Source organism: Rhizobium sophoriradicis (genome assembly GCF_003939025.1).
GTDB classification, from domain to species: domain Bacteria; phylum Pseudomonadota; class Alphaproteobacteria; order Rhizobiales; family Rhizobiaceae; genus Rhizobium; species Rhizobium sophoriradicis.
In genome coordinates this window covers 1-692 of record NZ_RQIH01000068.1, presented here as the reverse complement: position 1 = coordinate 692, position 692 = coordinate 1, and the positions used below count along the sequence as shown (strand labels likewise).

1 pseudogene is annotated in these 692 nt (G+C 56.8%); it reads right to left on the bottom strand.

Annotated elements, in window-relative coordinates:
- Positions 1 to 422 precede the first annotated feature (422 nt).
- Positions 423 to 692, bottom strand: a pseudogene (locus EFR00_RS32835) (hypothetical protein); the annotation flags it as partial.

The following is a 692-nucleotide window of genomic DNA, read 5'->3' as shown; positions in this document are numbered from 1 at the left end:
TTTGGAACCTCGATCCTAATGCCTGCCGGCCGCCGCCCAGCATGCTAAAGCCAGATCCAATCATGCCCTCAAGGCATGGCCGAACGCTATATGCGACGGCTTGCCGACAATCGTCTGCACTCGACCATCAGGCCGGCACATGGCTTGAGAGGCTTGCCGCTTGCCGCTTGCCATGCGGAGCCCGCTAAAATTGGCCTTCATTTAAGCAGTTTCGGGTGATGTGTGGAACATGCAGCGCGAAGGGTGCCGTCAGAATTTCCGATTCCAACTAATCTTTCCGCCGGCCTTTCTGATTTCGCCGCCTCAGGCAACGGAACCATATGCGGTGTAGCTGCTGACAGAACCCGTTGCGCGCTTGATAGTTATGCGACCTATGGCGCGGCGATCAGGATGAGACGCGCGCGACAATCTGGATGAGATTCTTATGTCGCGGTCGGGATGAAGTTATCATGTTGATTGTCGCTGGCAAGAGCTTCATCGTGGTCTGATTGCCGCTCCGCGACAAACTGTGCGGTGCCTTTGATTGTCGCGAATGAGGCTGGCCTGCCGCGCTGGCGTTTGGCCTCCATGGCGGAACGTCGTCGATAGCTTTCGACGTTCATTTCGAAGATCGTTGCGTGATGAACAAGTCGGTCCACCGCGGCACCCGCCCGCAGGCATAGTTTGATAGTTGCAGGATACGGGGTCGGCAT